Here is a 19789-nt window from a genome sequence, read left to right as displayed (position 1 = left end):
TCCTCGAGGATTCAGTCCCAGTGCACGGGCAGGGAAAGCACGCCGCGGAAGACCCAGCCGCCCACCGTCGCGGGCCGGGCCGGATCGGGGCGCAGCCCGGGGAATTCGGCGAACAGCCGCGGCAGCGCGACGCTCACCACGGACGCGCGGGCGACCCACGCACCGGCGCAGAAATGGTTGCCCCCGCCGAAAGCGAGGTGCGGTTTGCGCGGCCGGTCGATGTCGAAGACCGCCGGATCGACAAACACCGCGGGATCCCGGTTGGCCGCGCCGAGCACGATGCCGAGCCGCGCGCCCCGGGGCACCGCGACCCCGGCCAGTTCGGTGTCTCGCGTCGCCTGCCGGGGATACATGCCGATCGGCGCGACCCAGCGGAGGGACTCCTCGAAGGCATCCCGCCACCGTTGCCCGGCCAGCACCGCCGCCCGCTGCGCCGGATAGGTCAGCAACGCCCACGCCGTGGTCGTAAGCGCGTCGCGCGGTTCGTTGACCCCGCCGCCGATGGTCATTTTCACGTTGGCGCGCAACGCATCCACCGGCATTCCGGAGGAGGCGAGCACGGACAGCAGGCTGCCGTCGGGTTCGGCGCGCAGGAGCGGCAACATTTCGTCGATCGCCTCGTCGACTTCGCGGGACGAGCGCTCCGCGGCGGCCCACACCTGCGGGTCGTCGGCATAGTTGCCGGTGCCGTCGATGAGGGTCTGCGACCACCGCTGCAGATCCCCGTGACCGGCATTGCGGAACCCGAGGACGGCACGCAAATTGTCGGCGGCATACGGCGCGGCGAACTCGGCGACGAGATCGGCGCCCGGGCCCGCGGCACGCAACTTTTCCGCGTACGTGCGGTAATTGCGCTCGAAGACCGCTTCCCACTGCTGTTTGACCGCCTTCGGTCGCAACACCCCGCCGTACGCTTTGCGCTCGGCATCGTGCTCGGGGTCGTCCTTGCGCAGCATGCTGTGGCCCATCGAGCGCTTCATCAACGACTGCGCTTCGTCGGCGGAAAACCGTTCCTGGTCGAGTTCGACGGTGTGGCAGGCTTCGTGGCCCACCACCAGGTAGCGATCCAGCGCCGGAACCCAATGGATCGGCGCTCGCGCCAGGAGCCGTTCGTAGATCGGGTACGGGTCGGCGTACAGGGCGGGGATTTCCACCCAGTCCGCGGTCGGGATTTCGCGCGCCGCTGTCGTGTCGAGTGTCATCGTCGACCTCCTCGCTCCCAGCGTGAGCCACGCCATCACGACAGGTAAAGTTCAAATAACCTGAGAACAACCACAGCTGAGGTTTGGTTATGCCTGGCTACACCCTCCGCCAGCTCGAGTACTTCGCGGCGGTAGCGGAGGCGAAGTCGATCTCGGCGGCCGCCGCGGAACTGCACGTGACTCCGACCGCGGTCGCTTCCGCGCTCACCGAACTGGAACGCGTGCTGCGCACCCAGCTGGTGGTCCGCCGCAAAGCGCACGGCATCACGCTGACGCCGACCGGCCAGTACCTGCGAGAGCGCATCGCCGGCCTGCTGCGCGACGCCGACGAACTCGAACGGGCGGCCGCGGGCGGAGGCCGCGAACTCGCCGGGCCGCTGGCGCTGGGGTGCTACTCCACGGTGGCGCCGACGGTGGTCCCCATCCTGATGGAGTGGGTGCGCGACCAGCACCCGCGCGTGGATCTGTCCGTGGTCACCGGCAGCCAAGCCGAACTGCCGCAGCGGCTGCTGGCCGGCGGTCTCGATGTCGCAGTCGGCTACGACATGGCGCTGCCAGACGGACTGGACTCCGTCCCGCTGTACAGCGCCCCGCCGTACGCGCTGCTGCCCGCTGCGCACCGACTGGCCGGCCGCGACACGGTACGGCTGGCCGAACTGGCCGACGACCCCATGATCATGCTGGACTTCCCGCCCGCGGCCCAGCACACCCGCGAACTGTACGAGCGGGCCGGGATCGAACCCCGCGTCGCGCACCGGACCGCCGATTTCGAACTGACCCGCTCGCTGGTCGCCCGCGGGTTCGGTTATTCGGTGCTGATCCAGCGCCCCACGGTGAACCGGTCGTACGAGGACCTGCCGCTCGCGCTGTGCGACCTCGAACCCGCGGAACCGGCCGCGAACGTGGTGATGATGTGGCCCCGCGAGGTCCGCTTGAACGACCGGGCCGCGGCGCTGGTCGAGTTCGCCGCTCGCAACGCTGATCGGCTGGATCCGCGCCGCCGCGCCTGAAGCTCAGGTCCCGATCCAGGTACCGACGGATCGGTTGGCACCGCAGAGCAGCGTGCACACGCTGGACCGGCCACAACGCCCGCGTTCTCTCCGCACCTGTTCAGGTAGGCGTGAACCGCACGACGGCCTTCGATCCCTCGAGCGCGACCACCTCGAACGACAGCTTGTTGATGCTGGACGCCCCACCCTGGTTCGGGGTCTGCCCCATCGCCGACATCACCATCCCGGACGGCGAAACGGACTGAAAGTCGACCCCTGCGGACGAGACCGCGGTGATGTCCAGCGAACTCATCCCGAGACTTCTGTTGAAGCGGATGGTCACCGGCCCGGTCACCAGGATCTCGCAGTCTCCGTCGGCGCAGGCGCGCAGGTTGGTCCCGTCCGCCGCCGTGGGGAACGGCGCTTTGCTGGTCGTGGGCGCGGCGCTGCTTGATGCCGCGGTCGCGGTGGTACTTGCCGGGGCAGGAGACGACGGCGGCGTAGTCGTCGATGCGGTCGGCGAACCGCCGCACGCGGAGACGGCCCCGGCGACCGTGAGTGTCGTGAGGACCGTCCTGGCCATCAGGTATCGCATGCGGGAACGCTAGGCCGGGTGTTCCGGGACCGGTCCCGGAACACCCGGAGCCGCCCCGAAAACCGCCGTGGCGGCGCGTCATCGCCCGGGTGAACGCACTGGCGGCTCTCCCGGCCAGCCGGGTCTTCCCCACCCCGCCCGGCCCGGTCAGGGTGACCAGCCGGTACTCGCCGAGCAGCCGCCGCACCTCTTCGCCGGCGTCGGCGCGCCCGACGTAACTCGTCAGCTCCGCCGTCCCGGCCGCGCTGTCCGCCATCGCTCCCACTCCCGCAGCTGTCCAGGTCCCGCCCATTTGATCGAAACCCGCGGCCGTTGTCCACGCGGGAGGACCGGGTCCGGCAGCCCATTCGCCCGGGGTGCGATTAGCACGTCAGCCGTGGTCGCACCGCCGCGGACCTTCGGATGTGCACTGACTCGGCGACGGAGCGGCGCCCGCGGTCTCCCGGGCCTTGTCTTCTTTCCGCGCGGCTGGTCACCCGGCCGGCCGGAGCTTGCGCGCCCGCAGCGAAATCTCGAGTCCGAACCGCTCCTCCGGATCGTGGAGCCGGTCGCCGAAGAGCGCGGTCAGGGTCCGCAGGCGGTTTCTGACCGTCTGCGGGTGCACGCCCAGGATCCCGGCGATCTCCGGGGCGCTGCCGCTCGTGGTGAGAAAGGCGAGCAAGGTCTCCGCCGCCCGCTCCCGTGCCGTGCGCGTGAGGACTTCGAGCGGCGCGAGGCTGCTCGTTTCCAGCGCGGAGCGCAGGACATCGTCGGCGAGCAGCCAGTGTGTGGTGAGGTGGTCGTCCCAGCGCACGGCGCGCGTGTCCGGGAGCACGCCGCGGCGAAGCAGGCGCAGGGTGCGGCGAGCCCAGCGCAATGACCTGGCGGTGTCCTCCGGGGCGACCTCGGGTCCGATCGCGGCGCGGACCCCGAAGTCCGGCACCGGAACCGCGGCGGGCAAGACCGCCCACGGTTCCGGCCCACGCGAGTCGCACAGCACGCCGTCCACGGTTCGCAGCTCGCCGACGTCGAGGGCCACCGCGACGACGGTGTCCGGGAGCCGCCAGCCCGCCTGCCGGGCAAGCTCGTCGAGCGCCGCCGGCCGAGCTTTGCCGAGTTCGGCGAGCAGCCGGGCCCGGGCACGCCCGCGATCACCCGCGGCGGCGGCACGCGCGCCTTCGGATGCCAGGCGCGCGACGGCGTCGACGCCGGCCAGCAAGCGTTCGACGGCTCCGGCGAAGTCCGCCGAACGGACAAGCACCGGCAGCGCACGGCGGGCACCCGCGGTGAGCGCGCGATGCAGCCGGTCGAGATCGCCCGTTGCCCGCATCTCCGCGGCACCGAGCGCACGGAATGCCCCGGCACCCAACGGGGCAACGCCGGTCGGCGTGCAGCTCAGGACGAACGCGAGGAACCGCGTCGCACCGCGGTCGAGCAGCCGCGCGGACTCCGGCAGCCGCCAGCGGACCTCGTCCAGCACTGCCTGCGCGGCCGGCTCCTCGGTGAGCATGTCCGGATCGTCGCCGCCGGGATCGTCCGGGTGCGTCGTCGAAACTACGTATTTTTGCGCGCCTGCGCAGAATCGCCGATGCGGGCCGGGCGGCGCCGCCGCCAGACTCCGTGCGTTCGCACCGTCGCGATCTTGAGAAAAGGTGATCCGGATGCGCTTTGCCCGTCCCGCCGGCCTGTTCGCAGCCCTCCTCGCGAGCACCGGCATCCCGGTCCTCGCCAGTCCCCCGGCCGGAGCCGCCGCCTGCACCGACGTCGACGTCGTCGTCGCGCGGGGCACCGGCGAACCCGGCACCCTCGGGGTGATCGTCGGCGGCCCGGTTTTCGCCGCGCTGCGAGCCAGCCTTCCCGGGAAGTCCGTGAGCTCCTACGCCGTCGCGTATCCGGCCAGTCTGCAGCCCGATTCCGCTTCGCGGGGAAACCAGGACCTCGTCGACCACGTCACCAGCCAGGCCGCCGCATGCGGGAACCAGCGGTTCGTGCTCGTCGGCTATTCGCAGGGCGCGAACGTCGTGGCGAACTCCGTGGGCATCAGCAGCGACGGGGCCCTCGTCGGCGGCCCCATCGTCGCGACCCTCCCGCCGGAGGTCGCGCCCCGGGTGGCCGCGCTGCTGACCTTCGGACCGCCGATCGCCAAGCTCGGCAAGCACATCACCGGCGAATACCAGGACCGGACCAAGGAATTCTGCGCGGCCGGGGACCCGATCTGCCGCCCGGACGGGACGAACATCCTCGCCCACCTCAGCTACTCCCTCAAGGCGGGCGAGGCTGCGGCGTTCGCCGCCGCCAGGGTCGACGACGGCCAGTAAGTCCGGTCGGATCGTGACATGCTGGCACCATGACCAGCCGTGGCGACGACCTTCCCGTGTTGGTCATCGACGGAGCCAACTTCTCCGACTTCGCCGGATTCACCCGCGAGTTCTCTCGCCTCCTCGACAACTACACCTGGCACGGGAATCTCGACGCCTTCAACGACGTACTCCGAGGCGGCTTCGGCACGCCCGAGGGCGGCTGGATCCTGCGATGGCTCAACTCGAATGCGTCTCGTGTCGCACTCGGTTACGACGCGGCGATCGAGCGGCTGAACCAGCTCCTACTCACCTGCCATCCATCGAACCGTTCGACCATCGCAGCCCGGATCGCCGCGGCAGAGCGTCGCGAGGGCCCCACACTGTTCGACGAAATCGTCGGGATCATCCGGGCGCACGGCCCCGGTGGTGACGAATCCGAGGATGGCGTCTTCCTGGAGCTCGCCTGACAGCTAGCCCCATTGCCGCTCGGCGCCGTGTCTCTCATCAGCCGGATCGCAGGGCCCGATCCCACTGAACAATTTCCTCTTCCCCGGTTCCACGCTGGCAGCGGGCCTTCGCAGGAGCCATCCGTCAAGTCCGTGGGCTCCCCCCGCGACGACACGCCCAAGGCCGACGGCGATTTTGCACGACAGTCCGCGAGAACCCGCCGCCCGCCGATCCCGAGGCCAGGCACTTACACAACCCGCTCGACCACGACCGTCCGACCGGGTCGCCATCAAGCTCAAGCACCAACTCGCCCGAGCTTGATGGCGCGGATCTTCAGCGTTGTGTGACGTCGATGACGGGGGTGGTTGGTTGGGTGTCTCAGCAGGAAGACTGTGGGGATGGATCACCGACAGGACGCGACAGGGTCAACGGCGCACCGGGTGCGCTCGGTGCTGGGGGCGGTCGTGCTGGCAGGCCTGACCTTCGCCACGTGGTGGTCGTGGTTGGGATCGGACACCACCTATCAGGTCGATCCGGTCACGGGGAACCGCACCGGACCGTACGAACCGTGGCAAGTCGCTGGCTGCGTGCTGTGTCTGGTTGTGCTCGCCGTGGCCGGGACGATGATCAGATTGCATCGGTGGGTTGTGGTGGTGGTCATGTCCGTGGTGTTCACGGTGGCGTGGTCTGGGGCAGCGATCTCCGCGGACCGCTCTGGCATGTGGGGCGTGGGGGCGCTGATGGTTGCCATCGGGATGGTGGCCGGTTCGTATGCGGTTGTGTCCGGTGCCGAAAACGCCCGCACCGCCCTGGCACGGCGGCAGCGCTGAGGTCCGCTTGCCGTGCCCTAGGACCGATCGCCGAGGCACGGCTCATCGGCTGGCTCGGCGAAGTCGAAGGCCCGGCCCGCCGCGACCGCGAAACTGATCGCCCTCGACCGATCGGCCTGCCGCCGCATCCGGCTGTCGCGCCGCCAGTTTGCGTGGCCTGGCCGAGCCGAAATTCTGCCAATCGCCGGTACAGCAGGATATGCGGGCGCTCTCTACGTAGCGCGGTCGTGCCACCAGAAGGCCGCGTTGCCCGGATGACCCGAAGCCGACGCCAGCAGCACCCCTCCGATACCCGCCGACGATCCGCGCGTCCGAGAGTCGGTCATTGCTCTGGTCCTATCATGGTTAGGTAGTGCAGTACCAGGGACGCGATGATGTCGTCGAACGTGCCGCCGTGTCCGGCCAGGGACTAAGAGCCTGGTATCTATACCTTGCTCGCCACCACCATGTAGTTCTCGGCCTCAAGATCGAACGTGCTCATTTCCGTCAGAAGTCCGACCCGGTGGAGCTCGGCTTCGAGTTCCTCGTACCGGTAAGGCCAGCAGGACAGCAGTTCCGAGCGGACAACAACCAACCCAGTCGCATCAACCTGGGCGATCGCAATCTCGATGCGGTGCTCCTCCTCCCACCGCGGCGCGATCTCCCAGCGGTAGACCACAACGGCATCGCGACCGTTCCGGCGGACGAGTCGGTCACTGATGTCCAGCCGGGAACCTCTGGCCCGCACGCGTTCCCACGTGCGGGAGGTGAGCACCAAGCGCCCGCCAGGGCGCAATAGCCGTGACATCGATTCCAGAGCAGCACCCCTGCCTCGCGCGCCCTCGGCATGGTGCAGCGAGTTGCCCACGCAGAACAGCATGTCGAACGTGCCGTCCTCGAAATGGTCGGGCAACTCTTCCCAGCTCGCCCGCACGGCCCGGACGGATGCCCCGAACTTCTCAGCCAACTCCGCAGTCCGTCGAACCATCGCTTCGCTGGCGTCAGTTGCGACAACCTGCATGCCACGACCGGCGAGGCCAACCGCCAACTGTCCGGTTCCGCACGAACAGTCGAGGACGTCAGCGTTCGACGGCAGGAAACCGAGGACGTCATCGAACGACGCAGCGAACTCGGCCGGCGGCAACTTCGCATCCGAGATGAGCCATTCGTACACCTCGGCGAGCACGTCATAATCCGTCACAACCGCTACCTCCGTCACGCAGCAGGACGTCAGTCCATCAGCGGAGCAAGCCGAGCGCCAATGGTTTTCGCCGGTATTGGGCGTCGGCAAACCTTGGATCCGTTGTGCTGCCACGGATGTTGCCCAACGCGGGCGAGGCCACCCGGCGGCTCTTTCTCGACAGGACAGGGTTCAAACCTTCCGACAAGGTCACGGCAGGTCGACGAGTGGCCCGCTGCCCTCAGCGACCGGCGCGTCCGCGGCAGACGTGGCCACCGGGGTCGGGGCCCCAGGCCTGCCGAACTTCAGCACGAGATCTCCCAGATCGACCGTGCTGGTCGTTTTCTGGAAGCTCGCGAGGCTTCCGGGCCATTTGGTCACGACCTTGCCCGCCATGCCAAGGCGATACCAGCTGTGGCACGCACCGGCCTCCCAGACGGAGTCCGCCATCGCGCTGTCGACCCAGTTGTTGAAGCTCTGCTGAGCCCTCTGCGACGGCTGGACGGAGACGGCGCCGCTCTCGTCGACGAGCCGGATGTATTCCATGATCATCTTCATCTGCGCCTCGATGACCGCGATGATGGACCCGCTCGCCTGGGTGTGCGGACCGGTCACGAGGAAGAGGTTGGGGAACCCCGCGACGACGGTGCCCTTGTACGCATGCGGCGCTTCGCGCCACGCATCCGCCTTCAGCGACCGCGCGGATTCACCGTGGAACTCTATCCCGGCGTACATGTCGGTCGCGGTGAAGCCGGTCGCGAGAACCACAACGTCGGCGTCCCATTCGCGCCCGTCCTCGGTCACGACGCCGGTCGCGGTCATCGACGAGATCCCGGCCGACCAGACGGTGGTCCTGGGGTCGGCAAGGGCGGGGTAGAACGTGCTGGAGAGGACCGGCCGGCGACAGCCGAACCGGTAGGACGGTGTCAGGAGGTCACGCAGGCCGGCATCGGCGATCTCCGACTCCATATAGTCGCGCCACTGTCCTTCGATCTTGGCGAGCTTGGCCTCGTCCATGACTGCCTGTGTTTCCGCCTCGACGTTGAAGCTGTGTTCGGCGTCGAGGCGGATAGCTTCCATCCGCTCCGGTTCGTCCCGGAACCGTGCCTGCGCCTCGTCGTCGTAGACCTGCTCGTCCTTCGGCATCACATAGGGCGGGGTGCGGATTACCGCCAGCACGCTCTCGGCCACGTCGACGGCATAAGGGAGGACCTGCGCGGCACTGGCGCTCGCACCGACGACCACCACGCGCCGGCCTTCCAGGGAAACTCGTTCGTCCCATTCCGCCGTGTGGATCACCTCGCCGCGGAACGTCTCGCGCCCCGGAAGATCAGGAACGCGAGGGGTGCTGAGCGAACCGCTTGCCATGACCAGGAACCGGCACGACAGCGACGCTCCCTCGGCGGTGCGCAGGTGCCACACACCGGCGGGCTCATCCCAACTCGCCGACACCAGAGTGGTGTTGAACCGGATGCGGTCCCGGACTCCCAGATCGTCGGCCACCTTGTTGATGTAGGCGAGGATTTCGTCCCACGGCGCGTAGCTGCGCGTCCACGTCGGATTCGGCGCGAACGAGAGGCTGTAGAAATGTGCCGGGACGTCGCAGGCCGCATTAGGGTAGCGATCGTCCCGCCATACCCCGCCCAGTTCTCCGGCACGCTCGAGGATGACGAAGTCGCCCCTGCCCTCCTCCAGGAGGCCGTGCGAAGCGCAGATTCCGCCGAAACCTCCACCGACAACGACGGTCTCGTGGTACTCAATGATGATTTTGCTCCACATTACTTCTGACAAAGCGTTTATCGCGCATGCGGGAATCAGTTCATCCCGGTCCCGTCGCCCGGTTCGAAACATTTCGGCGATTATCGCGGTTGCCCGCGGACAGCGTGTTCTTCGCCGCAGATAAGTCGCATGGTGTCCTCCTCGCCTGTACCCACACTCCCCGCTGCCCAGGGGGCGCGTCCAAGGCTTGTTTCGCATCCCGTGATGCGTTCCAGGCATCACGTATGCAAGTGGGCTATCTTGCGATCTTGTGGACGCAGCCAACGCAGTGCCGTCGGCCGACTTCGAACTCCGACTGGTCCGTTACTTCACGGTGGTCGCCGAGCAGCAGCATTTCGCCCGTGCCGCGGCACTGCTGCACATAACCCAGCCGACCCTGAGCCGTCAGATCCGGACCCTTGAGCAGCGTGTCGGAGTTCGGCTGTTCGACCGCGACCGGCAGGGCACCCGCCTGACCCCCGCCGGGGCCGCGTTCCTGCCCCATGCAAGACAATTGCTGGCGATCGCCGCGATGGCTGCGGCGGACGCCCGTGCGGCCGCAGTGCCGAGTCAGCTCACCGTCGGCCATACGCGCGGGCTGATCATTACTCCGGCGGTACGACATCTGCGCCACTACCACCCCGAGGCCGAGGTGCGCACACTGCACATCGCGTTGGCGGAGGTGCGGACGGCCCTGTTCGGCCGCCGTGTGGACGCTGTCGTGACGCGGCTCCCATTCGACACCGACGGACTGCAAGTCACCGTCCTGCATCACGAGACCCGCGTGCTGCTCGTCGCCCGGTCCCACCGGCTGGGCGGCCGGGAATCAGTCACCCTCGACGACATCGCAACTGAGCCGGTGCCGAGGCTGCCCGCCGCTGAGTGGGACTCGTTCTGGCGTGTCGACCCCCGTCCCGATGGCACGCCGGCACCCGACGGGCCGCTGGCCGGCCACATCGAGGACGTACTCGAACTGGTCGCGTCCGGGCAGGCGGTCGCCATGCTTCCCGCCGGATTGCGCGGCGAGGGCACCCGGCCCGACCTGACCTCGATCCCGCTGCACGGGGTCGAGCCAGGTCAGGTGGTGCTCGCCACCCGAGCCGGGGACAGCGCACCCCTGGTGGCCGCGTTTCGCCGGTCCGCTCAGGCCCTGCTGACGGAGGCGAACTACTAGCCCGGATGTTTCACGCGGAATACGCGACAGTGCCGACACTGCAAGGGAAACTACGGAGTGTCTAGGTCTGCAGTGGTCCTCGGGGGAAGCGCAGCAAGTGGTCGGCGCGGGAGTCGTGTCGCATGGACAGTCCAAGCCCGCGAGAAACTCGCCCGGACAGCACAAAGCCCCAGGTCACCGAGCCCGGTGACCTGGGGTTCGAGAGTGGGCCGCCAGGGATTCGAACTCTGAACCCGCCGGGTCACAGTCGTTTTGACCGAGTTTCGAACGGTGCCGAACGGTCCGTGTTGTTTACCTCGCTGTGTACGCGTGCCGGATGTCAGGTGATGCCGTGGTTTGTCGCCGTGTTCGCGCACGCTCGGGCTCGCACCTGCCGGTTCGTGGTGCCCGGCCAGTGCCGCTCCGGACGGCCGTTCCCGCGGCGATTCGATCATGCTGTGGGGGTGGCGTCGTGATGAGAGAGTCACGCGGGCCGCTTGCCCGCCGATCGCGCTGTTGTTCGCGGTCGAGTTGCTGAACCGGGCATTGAAGCAAGCCGCCGTGACCGCGCCCGGGCAGGACCAGTCCGTGCTTCAAATCAGCGAATGCGAGACCGACGCGGCGGACAGTGAAACGGTCTCGTTCCGTCTCGGCGAACCTGCGTTGACGGCGGAGAAACGGATGTGGGCCTACTACGCGAAGCAAGTCGCCGCGGGGCGTTCGCCGAGCGGGGCCGAACTGGACCGGGTGGTGGGGACGCACAATTACGGGCGTCGTGTGCTTCGCAGGTGGCGGCGGTCGGGCCGCTTGACGGAAGCCGGCGTCAGCACGGGTGTAGGAGAAGACGTGCTCCTGGTCGCGGAGGCAAAGCTCGTCACTTAGCTTGTCTCACCTAATGCTGTCGTAATGCCTGGCCCGGCCTGAGCAGCCGGACTTCAGGCGTGGACCGGCGGGCGTTTCGCACCACTGAGACGAGCTTTAAGCGGCACTGAAAGGTTCACCACACAACGTTTCACACATCGCGCAGCGTCGGCGCGGCAGACTCACGGGGGAAGGAAAGGCGGGCATCTCGGGGAGGACAGTCATCGCCACCATCAAGTGCGCCAGCCTCGCGCGGCTCGCCGTCGTCGCGTTGCTCTGGGGTTCCAGCTTCCTGTGGATCAAACTGGCGCTGCGCGGATTTTCGCCCGGGCAGGTCGTGCTGGTCCGGCTGGGCCTGGGCGCGTTGTTCCTGCTCGCGCTGTGCTGGGTGCGCGGGCTCGGCCTGCCCCGGTCGCCGCGGCTCTGGGCGAAGATCGCGGTCGCCGCGGTCTTCGCCAACTTCGTCCCCTACCTGCTGTACGGCATCGCCGAGCAGCAGGTGGATTCGAGCCTGGCCGGCGTGCTCAACGCCAGCACTCCTTTGTGGACGATGGCGATCGCGCTCGGCGTCCGGCAGGAGACCTCGGTCGGCGCCGGGCGCGGAACCGGGCTGGTACTCGGCTTCGCCGGCACGCTGCTCTGCTTTTCGCCGTGGGAAGCGGGTGGCGCGCTCGGCGGCGCGCTGCTGTGCCTGGCCTCCGCCGTCTGCTACGGGATCGGTTACGTCTACACCAGGCGGTTCCTGACCGGCTCCGGCGTCGAGCCGGTCGCGATGGTCGCCGCGCAACTGCTGGTAGCGACCGGATTGGCCGCGCTGACCATCCCGGTCACCGGCAGCTCGCCGGTCTCGGTGCGCGCGGACGCGTTCCTCGCGCTGGCCGTCCTCGGCGTGCTCTGCACCGGCGTCGCCTACCTGTTCAACTTCCGGCTGACGGTCGAGGACGGCTCGACCGTCGCGTCCACCGTCACCTACCTGCTGCCGATCGTGTCCGTGCTGCTCGGCATGGCGTTTCTCGCCGAGCCGTTCCGCTGGAACGCGATCGCAGGCATGGCCGTCGCGCTGGCGGGCGTGGCACTCGTGCAGCGCTCGCCCGGCCCGACGACGCAACCCCAACGCCGCCCGGAACCGGCTTCCAGCCGGTCTTGACCAGGAAATGAAAAGGATATCCATGGATGACACCTTCGCCATCGGCGGCGACCTCGCCGTGCACCGGAGCGGCTTCGGCGCCATGCGTCTGACCGGTCCGAACGTGTGGGGCGACCCGGCCGACCGCGACGGGGCGATCGAGGTGGCCCGCCGTGCGGTCGAACTGGGCATCACGTTCATCGACACCGCCGACGCGTACGGTCCGGGCAGCAACGAAGAGCTGCTCGCCGACGCGCTCCACCCCTACGCCGACGGTGTCGTCATCGCGACGAAGGCGGGGCAGAGCCGTCCCGGGCCCGGCAAGTGGAAGCCGCTGGGCCGCCCGGAATACCTGCGCCAGCAGGCAGAACTCAGCCTGCGCCGGCTCAAGCTGGACCGGTTCGACCTGTATCAGCTGCACCGCATCGACCCGCAGGTGCCCGCTTCCGAGCAGTTCGGCGTTCTCAAGGAGTTGCAGGACGAGGGCAAGATCCGGCACATCGGCCTTTCCGAGGTGACGGTCGCGCAGATCGAGGAGGCGCGCACGCAGATCGAGGTGGCGAGCGTGCAGAATCTCTACAACGTGGCCGAGCGTCAGCACGAAGCGGTGCTCGACTACTGCGAACGCGAGAGCATCGCGTTCATTCCGTGGCGCCCGGTCGCCAAGGGCGACCTGGCCTCGGCCAAGGGTCCGCTCGCGTCGATCGCGAAGGAACTCGGCGCGACCCCGTCGCAGGTGGCGCTCGCCTGGCTGTACCGGCGTTCCTCGGTCGTCATCCCGATTCCGGGCACTTCGTCGATCAAGCACCTCGAGGAGAACCACGCCGCGTCCGCCTTGGAGCTCGCCGACGAGCAGTTCGCCGCGCTGTCCGCGATCGCGCCGCCGGCCTAGCCCCGCTCCCCGGGCCGGCCGGCATCGCTCGGTCGGCCCGGTTCCACGGTCTGTTACCTTCCGCCGCGCTCGCCGTCGCGCTCGTCGGCGGTCACTGGCGGGCCGCGGCGGTCACCAGTGCCTCGACGGCCGCGCGGATCGCCGGCCGACGGACCGCCTCGTTGCGCCACAAGGCGAAAACCTGCCGGCTCAACACCGGTTCGACCCGCACGATCCGGACCCCGGACGGGGTGCCGTCCCGGCCCAGGCGCGGAATCATCGCGACGCCGTTGCCCCCGGCCACCAGCGCCAGCTGTGTCGCGTACTCGGCGGCGGTGTGCGCGATCCGCGGCTGAACGCCGTGCTCGCGGATCGTGTCGAGCAGCCAGTTGTGGCACATCTGCCCGACCGACCAGGTGACCCAAGGGTCGTTCGCCAGCTCGCTGAGCTCGACCGTTTCGCAGTCGGCCAGCGGATGCCCGGCGGGCAGCGCGACATCGGTGACGTCGTCCAGCAGATGCTCTTTCATCAGCACGTCGGGAATCTGCAACGGCGAAGTGAACCAGTCCTGCACCACCGCGATGTCGACGTCGCCGCGGACGACCCTCGGCAAGGACTCCTCCGGCTCGAGTTCGGTGAACTCGACGCGCAGATTCGGATAATCCTCCCGCAGGCTGCGCAGCGTGCCCGAAACCAGGCCTCGCGCGGCGGTCGGGAATGCGGCGATGGACAGCGTTCCGGTGACCGCGCCTTTCTGTCCTTCCAGCGCTGCCTCGGCCTCGCCCATCAACAGCAGAATCTGTTCGATGTACCCCACCAGCAGCAGCGCGGAATCGGTCAAGCGCACGCTCCGGCCGTGCCGTTCGAGCAGCGGCTGGCCCACCTCGCGCTCGAGTTTCGCCAGCCGCTGCGAAACCGCGGAGATGGTGACGTGCAAGGCATCCGCGGCCCCGCTGATGGATCCGTTGCGGGCGACTGCGTGCAGGGCGCGCAGCTGCGCAAGATCGTGCATGCACACCAGTATAGGGAAATCGCCTTTCCGGCGAGGGTTTCTCGGGACATCGAGGCGATTTCCGTTGGCTGCAGGAAACTATTCCCCCGAATGCACGCGTCCGCCGCCGCGGAACCGCCGGAAGAACACCGTGTTCAGTTGTCCGATTCGACGCCGGAAAGTGCCCGCCGACGGTCCGCGCCGCGGGGTTCGCTGCTGCCTCGACAGCTGCGCATGCCCCGAATACTGCGACCCCGCCGCGGCCTGCCCTGGATACGGACATGAAGGTGATCCAGCACATCCTCCGCCACTCGTCGATCAAGGTCACCATGGACCTCTACACCAACGTCGCCCAGGAAGTCGCCGCCAATGCCGCCCAGAAACTCGCCTCGGCGATCCCCCGGCGGGCCGCTGTGCACTCTCGGGCTCGCACCTGCCGGTTCGTGGTGCCGGGTCCGTGCCGCTCCGGACGGCCGTTCCCACTGCGATTCGATCATGCTGCCGGGGTGGCGACGTGTTGAGAGAGTCGAGCGGGAAGGTTGCTCCGAAGCTGGCTCTGTGGTTGCAATGCGGTTGCACGGGTTTGGTCGCGGTGGGGGCGGCGTATGCGTCGTACCGCCACGGCCGTGAGCTCGCAGTCCGGTTTGGTGCGGATGCTTCGGCTGCGTCGATCTGGCCGTTGCTGGCGGACGGGTTGCTGACGATCGCGACGGTCGAGGTGTGAAAGCGACGCCGGGCCGGGCGGGATCGTGGCAGGTGGGTGGCGTGGTCGGCGTTCGTGTTCGGGATCGAGCTGTCGCTGCTGGCGAACATCGGGTCCGCTTTGGTGCGAAGCCCGTTGCAGGTGGTGGTGGCATGCCCGCCGATCGCGTTGTTGTTCGCGGTGGAGTTGCTGAACGGGGCGTTGAAGACAGTCTCGTCCCGTCTCGGCGAACCGTCTTTGACGGCGGAGCAACGGATGTGGGCCTACTACGCGAAGCAAGTCACCGCGGGACGCCCACCGAGCGGGGCCGAACTGGACAGAGTGGCGGGGACGCACAATTACGGGCGTCGTGTAGCGGCGATCGGGCCGCCTGACGGAAGCCGACGTCGTGCCCGGCGAAGGAGAAGACGTGTTCCTGATCGCTAGCTGATCGGCTAGCGGACTCAGCCCGGCACAAACATACGGTCGTGCCGAGCAGAGCCGACTAGCACATCGCCGTCGGCCTCACCGGATGGGTTCAGCCAGCCTCGACCTGTGTGCGTTCTCCCGTAGCGCAGACGCACGCCGCCGTCCGTGCCTGCAGAGTAATGTCCTTGCGGCCCCAACGGCGCGCCGCAAGCTCGAACTCGGTTCCGCCTGTCGGATCCAGCATTGCGCAACAGCCATCCGTCATCCTGAAGCGCGAACGCCACGCGCCACGGACGCCCAGCAAGCCCCTTGGCGCTACGGGCGTCCTAGACGAGAAACCATGCCGACCCCTCAGCCTTCAGAAGACGGAGAACCTCCTCACTGAGGGCGCGTACCTGGTGAGCGAGCGCCACCGGCGTGGTCCGGCCGAGTCGGGTGATGCGGCAGTCCGCAGAAGCCTCGGCGGCCTCGGGTATGCCTCCAGGAGCGATTCCGATCCAAGCGCTCGACCGATCTGCGCACCTCCCCCTGCCAAGCAAAACACCAGCACGACCTGATGCGCCCCAGGCGAAAATCGGAGCCTCCGAGCGATTTCGACGGTCTGTTGTCGCCAGCTTCACCGCGATGTTCCCGGGTTGTTCGCGCGGTGCACTGCCTGCCACCGCCCAAAGAAGACGATCAGCGGGACGCTGAACACCAGCGGGCCCAGGATCGCGAGCGGGCGTTCGGCCCACCAGATCCAGTCCGGGGCGCGGTCGTCGGCTAACTGCCGGTCGAAGCCGAAGTACACAACCGCTCGGGCCAGGGCCATTCCGGTGGTGTGGAAGAGAAACAACGGCAACGCGTATCTGGTGAACACCGCCGTCGCCCGCTGCCAGCGCGGCTTGGCCAGTGCGCGCTCTACGGCCGGACGCAGCACCTCGCACAGCCCGGCTTGGAAGGCCAGCAGGGCGACGATGACGAACGTCGGCGGGGACATGTTCGACATCCGCTCCCCCGGCACGCCCACCATCGAACCGGGATACAAGCCCGACAGCACCAGTCCTGCGAGGGCGAACGAGCCCGCCCACAACAGCGCCCCGGCCACGTGCCGCGACGCGGCGACGATGCGGTGATGGAAGAACCCCGCCTGATACGCCAAGCCCCACACCGCGGCCACGTTCACCCAGCTCACCTCCGACCAGCCGAAGCGCAGCCGCAGGACGTCGACCAGCAGGGCGACGCCGCCGAGCCAGACCAGCACGAGGACGTCGAACCGTTCGTGCAGCCATGCCATGACCGGCAGCAGCAGGAGCAGGCCGACGTAGACCGCGAGGAACCACAGCGGGCTGAGGACCAGCAGCACCGCGCCGCCGACCCATCGCGCCCCGAGCGTCTGGGTCAGCACGACGCCGAGGGCGGCCCAGAAAAGGATCAGCACCCCGGCTGGAGTCGCCAGTTCCTTGACGTGGTGCCAGACGTACGAACCCCGCGACTGGCCGCCGGCGCGGGCACGCTGCCAGGACGCCAGGTGCACCGACCCGCCAACGTAGAAGAACACCGGCAGCACCTGCAGAAACCAGGTGAGCACCCACAAGCCCCGGAAGTACGCGAGCGGGTTCGTGGGCTGCGGCCCGGTCGGCGTCCAGTGCAGGATCGTGAACGCCCAGTGCCACAGTACGACGACGATCAGGCTGACCGCACGCAGGAAGTCGAGATACGGTTCGCGTTCCTTGGTCGTCATCGCCATTGTCCCTTTCCGAGGGCACACTGGAATCACGATGTCTGTTGCCGCGGTTGTCCCGAAACTGCCGGAAGTCACTGCTTTCCGGCGTCGTGCTCTTGCCGTCGTCGCCGCGGTGCTGCTGCTGGCGGCGGCCACCGTGCTGGCCAACCGGGTGCTGCCCGGCTGGGCCTACCCGGTCTGCGGCGCGGTCGCCGCCGCCGGGCTCCTGGCCCTCGCCCGATTCGCCGGCGTCGGATGGGCCGAGATCGGATTCAGCCGGCGGCACACGCGCCGGATGCTGTGGTTCGGGCTCGGCGGCTTCGCGGTCGTGGCGTTCGGGCTCGGTCTCGCCGCCGCTATCCCGGCGCTGCGCGTGCTGTTCCACGACGGCCGGATCGGTTCGCCGGGATTCGGGCAGCTGATGTGGCTCGCGCTGGTGCGCATCCCGCTCGGCACCGTGCTGATCGAGGAAATCGCCTTCCGCGGCGTGCTCCCGGCGCTGCTCGGCGCGGGCGAGCGGTGGCGCTGGTGGCCGGTGCTCGGCGCGTCCGCGTTGTTCGGGCTGTGGCATCTGCTGCCTTCCCTCGCCCTCACCCAGAACGCGGCCGTCCACCAGACCGTCGGCGGGCTTCCGCTCGCGACGATCTCCGTGCTGGCGATGGTCGCCGCGGCCGGAGCGGGCGTGTTCCTTTGCTGGTGGCGCCACACCGGCCGCGGGCTGCTCGCCCCGATGCTGGTGCACCTGGCCACCAACTCCGGCGGGCTGGTGCTCGCCTGGGCGCTCGTCGGCTGAATCCCGGTCTCACGCGCGGACGATCGTCCCGGCCGTTCCCGCCGCCAGTTCGCCCGCCGCGGTCAGCTTGCCGATCGCGGCGAACTTGCCGCCGTTCTCGACGAACCGGCACGCGGCGTCGACCTTGGGCCCCATGGAACCGGCCGGGAAGCGCCGGGAACGCAATTCGCGGCTGCTGACTTCACGGATCGGCCGGGCCCGCGGCGTGCCGTAATCGTCTTGTACCGATTCGACATCGGTCAGCAGCAACAGCGCGTCGGCACCGATCTCGCGTGCGACGAGTGCCGCGGTCAGGTCCTTGTCCACGACCGCCTCGACGCCCCGCAAGCCTCCTTCGGCGGCGGCCACCGGGACCCCGCCGCCGCCCGCGCAGACCACGATCGCACCGGCCTCCATCAGGGTCTTCACGAGGGGCAGTTCGATCAGCTCGACGGGTTCGGGCGACGGCACCACCCGCCGCCACACGGCGCCGTCCGGGCGGACGTCCCACCCGCGTTCGGCGGCGAGCCGCTCGGCCGTCGCGCGGTCGTACACCGGGCCGACGAACTTCGCCGGGTCCGCGAAAGCCGGATCGTCGGCGCGCACCAGCGTGCGACTCACCAGCCCGGCCACCGGTCGCCCGCAGGCGTTCTGCAGGGCCTGCGCGAGCCAGTAGCCGATCATCCCCTGGGTCTGCGCGCCGAGGACGTCGAATGGATACGGCCTGCGCAACGCCGGATCGCGCTCACTCTCGACCGCGAGCAGGCCGACCTGCGGACCGTTGCCGTGGGTCAGGACGAGTTCATGTTCCCGGGCCACCGGCGCGAGTGCTTCGGCGGCGGCGAGGACGTGCTCCTCCTGAATGTCGGACTCGGCCGGCTCCCCGCGTTCGAGCAGCGCGTTCCCGCCGAGCGCCGCGACGATCCTCATGCTCCCACCGTAGCGGCCATGACGGCCTTGATGGTGTGCATGCGATTCTCCGCCTGGTCGAACACGACCGACGCCGCCGATTCGAAGACCTCGTCGGTGACCTCGAGGGCGTCGAGCCCGTACCGTTCGCCGAGCCGCTGCCCGACCGCCGTGTCCCGGCCGTGCAGCGCGGGCAGGCAGTGCAGGAACTTCACCGCCGGGTTCCCGGTCGCGGCGACGACCTTGGCGTTGACCTGGTACGGCAGCAGCAGTTCGATCCGCGCGCCCCAGGCTTCCTCCGGTTCGCCCATCGACAGCCAGACGTCGGTGTAGAGGAAGTCGGCGGCGTGCACGGCCTCCGTCACGTCGTCGGACACGAGGATTTTCGCGCCCGATTCACGGGCGAGGCTCGCGGCGATCCGCCGGATCTCTTCCTTCGGCCACAACGGTTCCGGCGCGCAGATGCGCACGTCGAGGCCCAGCAGCGCACCGGCGACGAGCAGCGAGTTCGCGACGTTGTTGCGGCCGTCGCCGAGGTAGCAGCACGACACGTTGTCGAGGGAGCCCGGCGCGTGGTCGCGCATGGTGAGGACGTCGGCCAGCAGCTGTGTCGGATGCCAGGTGTCGGTCAGCCCGTTCCACACCGGGACCCCGGCGTAGGCGCCGAGCGTTTCGACCGCTTCCTGGGACGAGCCGCGGAATTCGATGCCGTCGAACATGCGGCCGAGCACGCGGGCGGTGTCCTTGACGGACTCTTTGTGGCCGAGGTGGGATTCCTCGGGGCCGAGATAGGTGATGTGCGCGCCCTCGTCGTGGGCGGCGACCTCGAATCCGGACCGGGTGCGCGTCGAGCTTTTCTCGAAGACCAGCGCGATGTTGCGCCCGGCGAGCCGCTGCGTCCGCGCCCCGGCCCGCTTTTCCTGGCGGAGCCGGGCCGCGAATTCCACGACGGAACGGAATTCGTTCGCAGTAAGGTCGGTGTCCTTGAGCAGGTTGCGGCCGTGCAGATTCATCAAGTGCTCCTGAGTGTC

At 68.7% G+C, this 19789-nt stretch carries 20 protein-coding genes; 11 read left to right on the top strand and 9 right to left on the bottom strand.

The window, feature by feature from the left end; genetic code table 11:
* Window positions 1-11: 11 nt before the first annotated feature.
* Entirely contained in the window at window positions 12-1202 is a 1191-nt protein-coding gene (locus EIZ45_RS02755; RefSeq protein ID WP_134661380.1) for a cytochrome P450, read from the bottom strand.
* 89 nt (window positions 1203-1291) lie between these two features.
* Between EIZ45_RS02755 and EIZ45_RS02750 the strand changes: the two genes are divergently transcribed.
* Window positions 1292-2212: a LysR family transcriptional regulator gene (locus tag EIZ45_RS02750; RefSeq protein ID WP_037806092.1), complete on the top strand. Its 921-nt coding sequence runs from the start codon at window positions 1292-1294 to the stop codon at window positions 2210-2212.
* Window positions 2213-2312: 100 nt separating this feature from the next.
* Here EIZ45_RS02750 and EIZ45_RS02745 read toward each other — a convergent pair whose 3' ends face one another.
* Window positions 2313-2786 (bottom strand): hypothetical protein, encoded by a 474-nt coding sequence (locus EIZ45_RS02745; RefSeq protein ID WP_134661381.1) that lies wholly within the window; start codon window positions 2784-2786, stop codon window positions 2313-2315.
* 472 nt (window positions 2787-3258) lie between these two features.
* Window positions 3259-4275, bottom strand: coding sequence for a helix-turn-helix domain-containing protein (locus tag EIZ45_RS02740; RefSeq protein WP_134661382.1), 1017 nt, complete (start codon window positions 4273-4275; stop codon window positions 3259-3261).
* 151 nt (window positions 4276-4426) lie between these two features.
* Here EIZ45_RS02740 and EIZ45_RS02735 point away from each other — a divergent pair, with 151 nt between their 5' ends.
* The 3 genes from EIZ45_RS02735 (at window position 4427) to EIZ45_RS02725 (ending at window position 6342) form a co-directional block, all read left to right on the top strand.
* The gene (locus tag EIZ45_RS02735) at window positions 4427-5083 is read left to right on the top strand and encodes a cutinase family protein (protein WP_134661383.1); all 657 of its coding nucleotides are present in this window, start codon (window positions 4427-4429) and stop codon (window positions 5081-5083) included.
* A gap of 29 nt (window positions 5084-5112) precedes the next feature.
* Window positions 5113-5532 (top strand): barstar family protein, encoded by a 420-nt coding sequence (locus tag EIZ45_RS02730; RefSeq protein ID WP_134661384.1) that lies wholly within the window; start codon window positions 5113-5115, stop codon window positions 5530-5532.
* A 378-nt stretch (window positions 5533-5910) separates the two neighbouring features.
* Window positions 5911-6342: a hypothetical protein gene (locus EIZ45_RS02725; protein WP_134661385.1), complete on the top strand. Its 432-nt coding sequence runs from the start codon at window positions 5911-5913 to the stop codon at window positions 6340-6342.
* Between the two features lie 424 nt (window positions 6343-6766).
* On the opposite strand, the gene EIZ45_RS02720 is transcribed toward EIZ45_RS02725, so the two are convergent.
* Both EIZ45_RS02720 and EIZ45_RS02715 read right to left on the bottom strand, forming a co-directional pair.
* Window positions 6767-7522 (bottom strand): class I SAM-dependent methyltransferase, encoded by a 756-nt coding sequence (locus EIZ45_RS02720; protein WP_134661386.1) that lies wholly within the window; start codon window positions 7520-7522, stop codon window positions 6767-6769.
* A gap of 189 nt (window positions 7523-7711) precedes the next feature.
* Window positions 7712-9352, bottom strand: coding sequence for an NAD(P)/FAD-dependent oxidoreductase (locus EIZ45_RS02715; RefSeq protein WP_167756319.1), 1641 nt, complete (start codon window positions 9350-9352; stop codon window positions 7712-7714).
* A 178-nt stretch (window positions 9353-9530) separates the two neighbouring features.
* On the opposite strand from EIZ45_RS02715, the gene EIZ45_RS02710 reads away from it, so the two are divergent.
* The 4 genes from EIZ45_RS02710 to EIZ45_RS02695 all read left to right on the top strand — a co-directional run bounded on the left by EIZ45_RS02710 (window position 9531) and on the right by EIZ45_RS02695 (window position 13291).
* Complete coding sequence (locus tag EIZ45_RS02710) at window positions 9531-10433, top strand: LysR family transcriptional regulator (protein ID WP_240690510.1); 903 nt, start codon at window positions 9531-9533, stop codon at window positions 10431-10433.
* A gap of 495 nt (window positions 10434-10928) precedes the next feature.
* Entirely contained in the window at window positions 10929-11294 is a 366-nt protein-coding gene (locus EIZ45_RS02705; RefSeq protein WP_134736016.1) for a hypothetical protein, read from the top strand.
* A 250-nt stretch (window positions 11295-11544) separates the two neighbouring features.
* A complete protein-coding gene (locus tag EIZ45_RS02700; RefSeq protein WP_238606336.1) occupies window positions 11545-12420 on the top strand; it encodes a DMT family transporter in 876 nt (291 codons plus the stop codon).
* Window positions 12421-12442: 22 nt separating this feature from the next.
* On the top strand, window positions 12443-13291 hold the full coding sequence (locus EIZ45_RS02695) for an aldo/keto reductase (RefSeq protein WP_134661390.1): 849 nt from the start codon (window positions 12443-12445) through the stop codon (window positions 13289-13291).
* A gap of 91 nt (window positions 13292-13382) precedes the next feature.
* Here EIZ45_RS02695 and EIZ45_RS02690 read toward each other — a convergent pair whose 3' ends face one another.
* Window positions 13383-14282, bottom strand: coding sequence for a LysR family transcriptional regulator (locus EIZ45_RS02690; RefSeq protein ID WP_134661391.1), 900 nt, complete (start codon window positions 14280-14282; stop codon window positions 13383-13385).
* Window positions 14283-14542: 260 nt separating this feature from the next.
* Here EIZ45_RS02690 and EIZ45_RS02685 point away from each other — a divergent pair, with 260 nt between their 5' ends.
* Together EIZ45_RS02685 and EIZ45_RS47575 are read left to right on the top strand one after the other, a co-directional pair.
* On the top strand, window positions 14543-14782 hold the full coding sequence (locus tag EIZ45_RS02685) for a hypothetical protein (RefSeq protein WP_134661392.1): 240 nt from the start codon (window positions 14543-14545) through the stop codon (window positions 14780-14782).
* Window positions 14719-14985, top strand: a complete 267-nt coding sequence (locus EIZ45_RS47575; protein ID WP_370318106.1) for a DUF2637 domain-containing protein — start codon at window positions 14719-14721, stop codon at window positions 14983-14985. The genes EIZ45_RS02685 and EIZ45_RS47575 overlap by 64 nt, the downstream gene beginning before the upstream one ends.
* Before the next feature lie 1003 nt (window positions 14986-15988).
* On the opposite strand, the gene EIZ45_RS02675 is transcribed toward EIZ45_RS47575, so the two are convergent.
* The gene (locus EIZ45_RS02675) at window positions 15989-17095 is read right to left on the bottom strand and encodes an acyltransferase (protein ID WP_134661393.1); all 1107 of its coding nucleotides are present in this window, start codon (window positions 17093-17095) and stop codon (window positions 15989-15991) included.
* A gap of 37 nt (window positions 17096-17132) precedes the next feature.
* Here EIZ45_RS02675 and EIZ45_RS02670 point away from each other — a divergent pair, with 37 nt between their 5' ends.
* Entirely contained in the window at window positions 17133-17870 is a 738-nt protein-coding gene (locus tag EIZ45_RS02670) for a CPBP family intramembrane glutamic endopeptidase (protein ID WP_134661394.1), read from the top strand.
* Window positions 17871-17879: 9 nt separating this feature from the next.
* Here EIZ45_RS02670 and EIZ45_RS02665 read toward each other — a convergent pair whose 3' ends face one another.
* Both EIZ45_RS02665 and argF read right to left on the bottom strand, forming a co-directional pair.
* The gene (locus EIZ45_RS02665) at window positions 17880-18779 is read right to left on the bottom strand and encodes a carbamate kinase (protein WP_134661395.1); all 900 of its coding nucleotides are present in this window, start codon (window positions 18777-18779) and stop codon (window positions 17880-17882) included.
* On the bottom strand, window positions 18776-19771 hold the full coding sequence (argF, locus tag EIZ45_RS02660; protein WP_134661396.1) for an ornithine carbamoyltransferase: 996 nt from the start codon (window positions 19769-19771) through the stop codon (window positions 18776-18778). Before argF ends, EIZ45_RS02665 begins: the two co-directional genes overlap by 4 nt.
* Window positions 19772-19789 lie beyond the last annotated feature (18 nt).

Source organism: Amycolatopsis sp. CFH S0740 (assembly GCF_004522315.1).
Classification (GTDB): domain Bacteria; phylum Actinomycetota; class Actinomycetes; order Mycobacteriales; family Pseudonocardiaceae; genus Amycolatopsis; species Amycolatopsis nivea.
Note: the sequence above shows the minus strand (reverse complement) of the source record. Positions and strands in the feature narration are given on the sequence as shown.

Bases quoted from the DNA above. Each gene is read 5' to 3' on its own strand.
- EIZ45_RS02755 (WP_134661380.1), bottom strand. From the start codon at position 1,202: ATGACACTCGACACGACAGCGGCGCGCGAAATCCCGACCGCGGACTGG.
- EIZ45_RS02750 (WP_037806092.1), top strand. From the start codon at position 1,292: ATGCCTGGCTACACCCTCCGCCAGCTCGAGTACTTCGCGGCGGTAGCG.
- EIZ45_RS02745 (WP_134661381.1), bottom strand. From the start codon at position 2,786: ATGCGATACCTGATGGCCAGGACGGTCCTCACGACACTCACGGTCGCC.
- EIZ45_RS02740 (WP_134661382.1), bottom strand. From the start codon at position 4,275: ATGCTCACCGAGGAGCCGGCCGCGCAGGCAGTGCTGGACGAGGTCCGC.
- EIZ45_RS02735 (WP_134661383.1), top strand. From the start codon at position 4,427: ATGCGCTTTGCCCGTCCCGCCGGCCTGTTCGCAGCCCTCCTCGCGAGC.
- EIZ45_RS02730 (WP_134661384.1), top strand. From the start codon at position 5,113: ATGACCAGCCGTGGCGACGACCTTCCCGTGTTGGTCATCGACGGAGCC.
- EIZ45_RS02725 (WP_134661385.1), top strand. From the start codon at position 5,911: ATGGATCACCGACAGGACGCGACAGGGTCAACGGCGCACCGGGTGCGC.
- EIZ45_RS02715 (WP_167756319.1), bottom strand. From the start codon at position 9,352: ATGTTTCGAACCGGGCGACGGGACCGGGATGAACTGATTCCCGCATGC.
- EIZ45_RS02695 (WP_134661390.1), top strand. From the start codon at position 12,443: ATGGATGACACCTTCGCCATCGGCGGCGACCTCGCCGTGCACCGGAGC.
- EIZ45_RS02690 (WP_134661391.1), bottom strand. From the start codon at position 14,282: ATGCACGATCTTGCGCAGCTGCGCGCCCTGCACGCAGTCGCCCGCAAC.
- EIZ45_RS02685 (WP_134661392.1), top strand. From the start codon at position 14,543: ATGAAGGTGATCCAGCACATCCTCCGCCACTCGTCGATCAAGGTCACC.
- EIZ45_RS02675 (WP_134661393.1), bottom strand. From the start codon at position 17,095: ATGACGACCAAGGAACGCGAACCGTATCTCGACTTCCTGCGTGCGGTC.
- EIZ45_RS02670 (WP_134661394.1), top strand. From the start codon at position 17,133: ATGTCTGTTGCCGCGGTTGTCCCGAAACTGCCGGAAGTCACTGCTTTC.
- EIZ45_RS02665 (WP_134661395.1), bottom strand. From the start codon at position 18,779: ATGAGGATCGTCGCGGCGCTCGGCGGGAACGCGCTGCTCGAACGCGGG.
- argF (WP_134661396.1), bottom strand. From the start codon at position 19,771: ATGAATCTGCACGGCCGCAACCTGCTCAAGGACACCGACCTTACTGCG.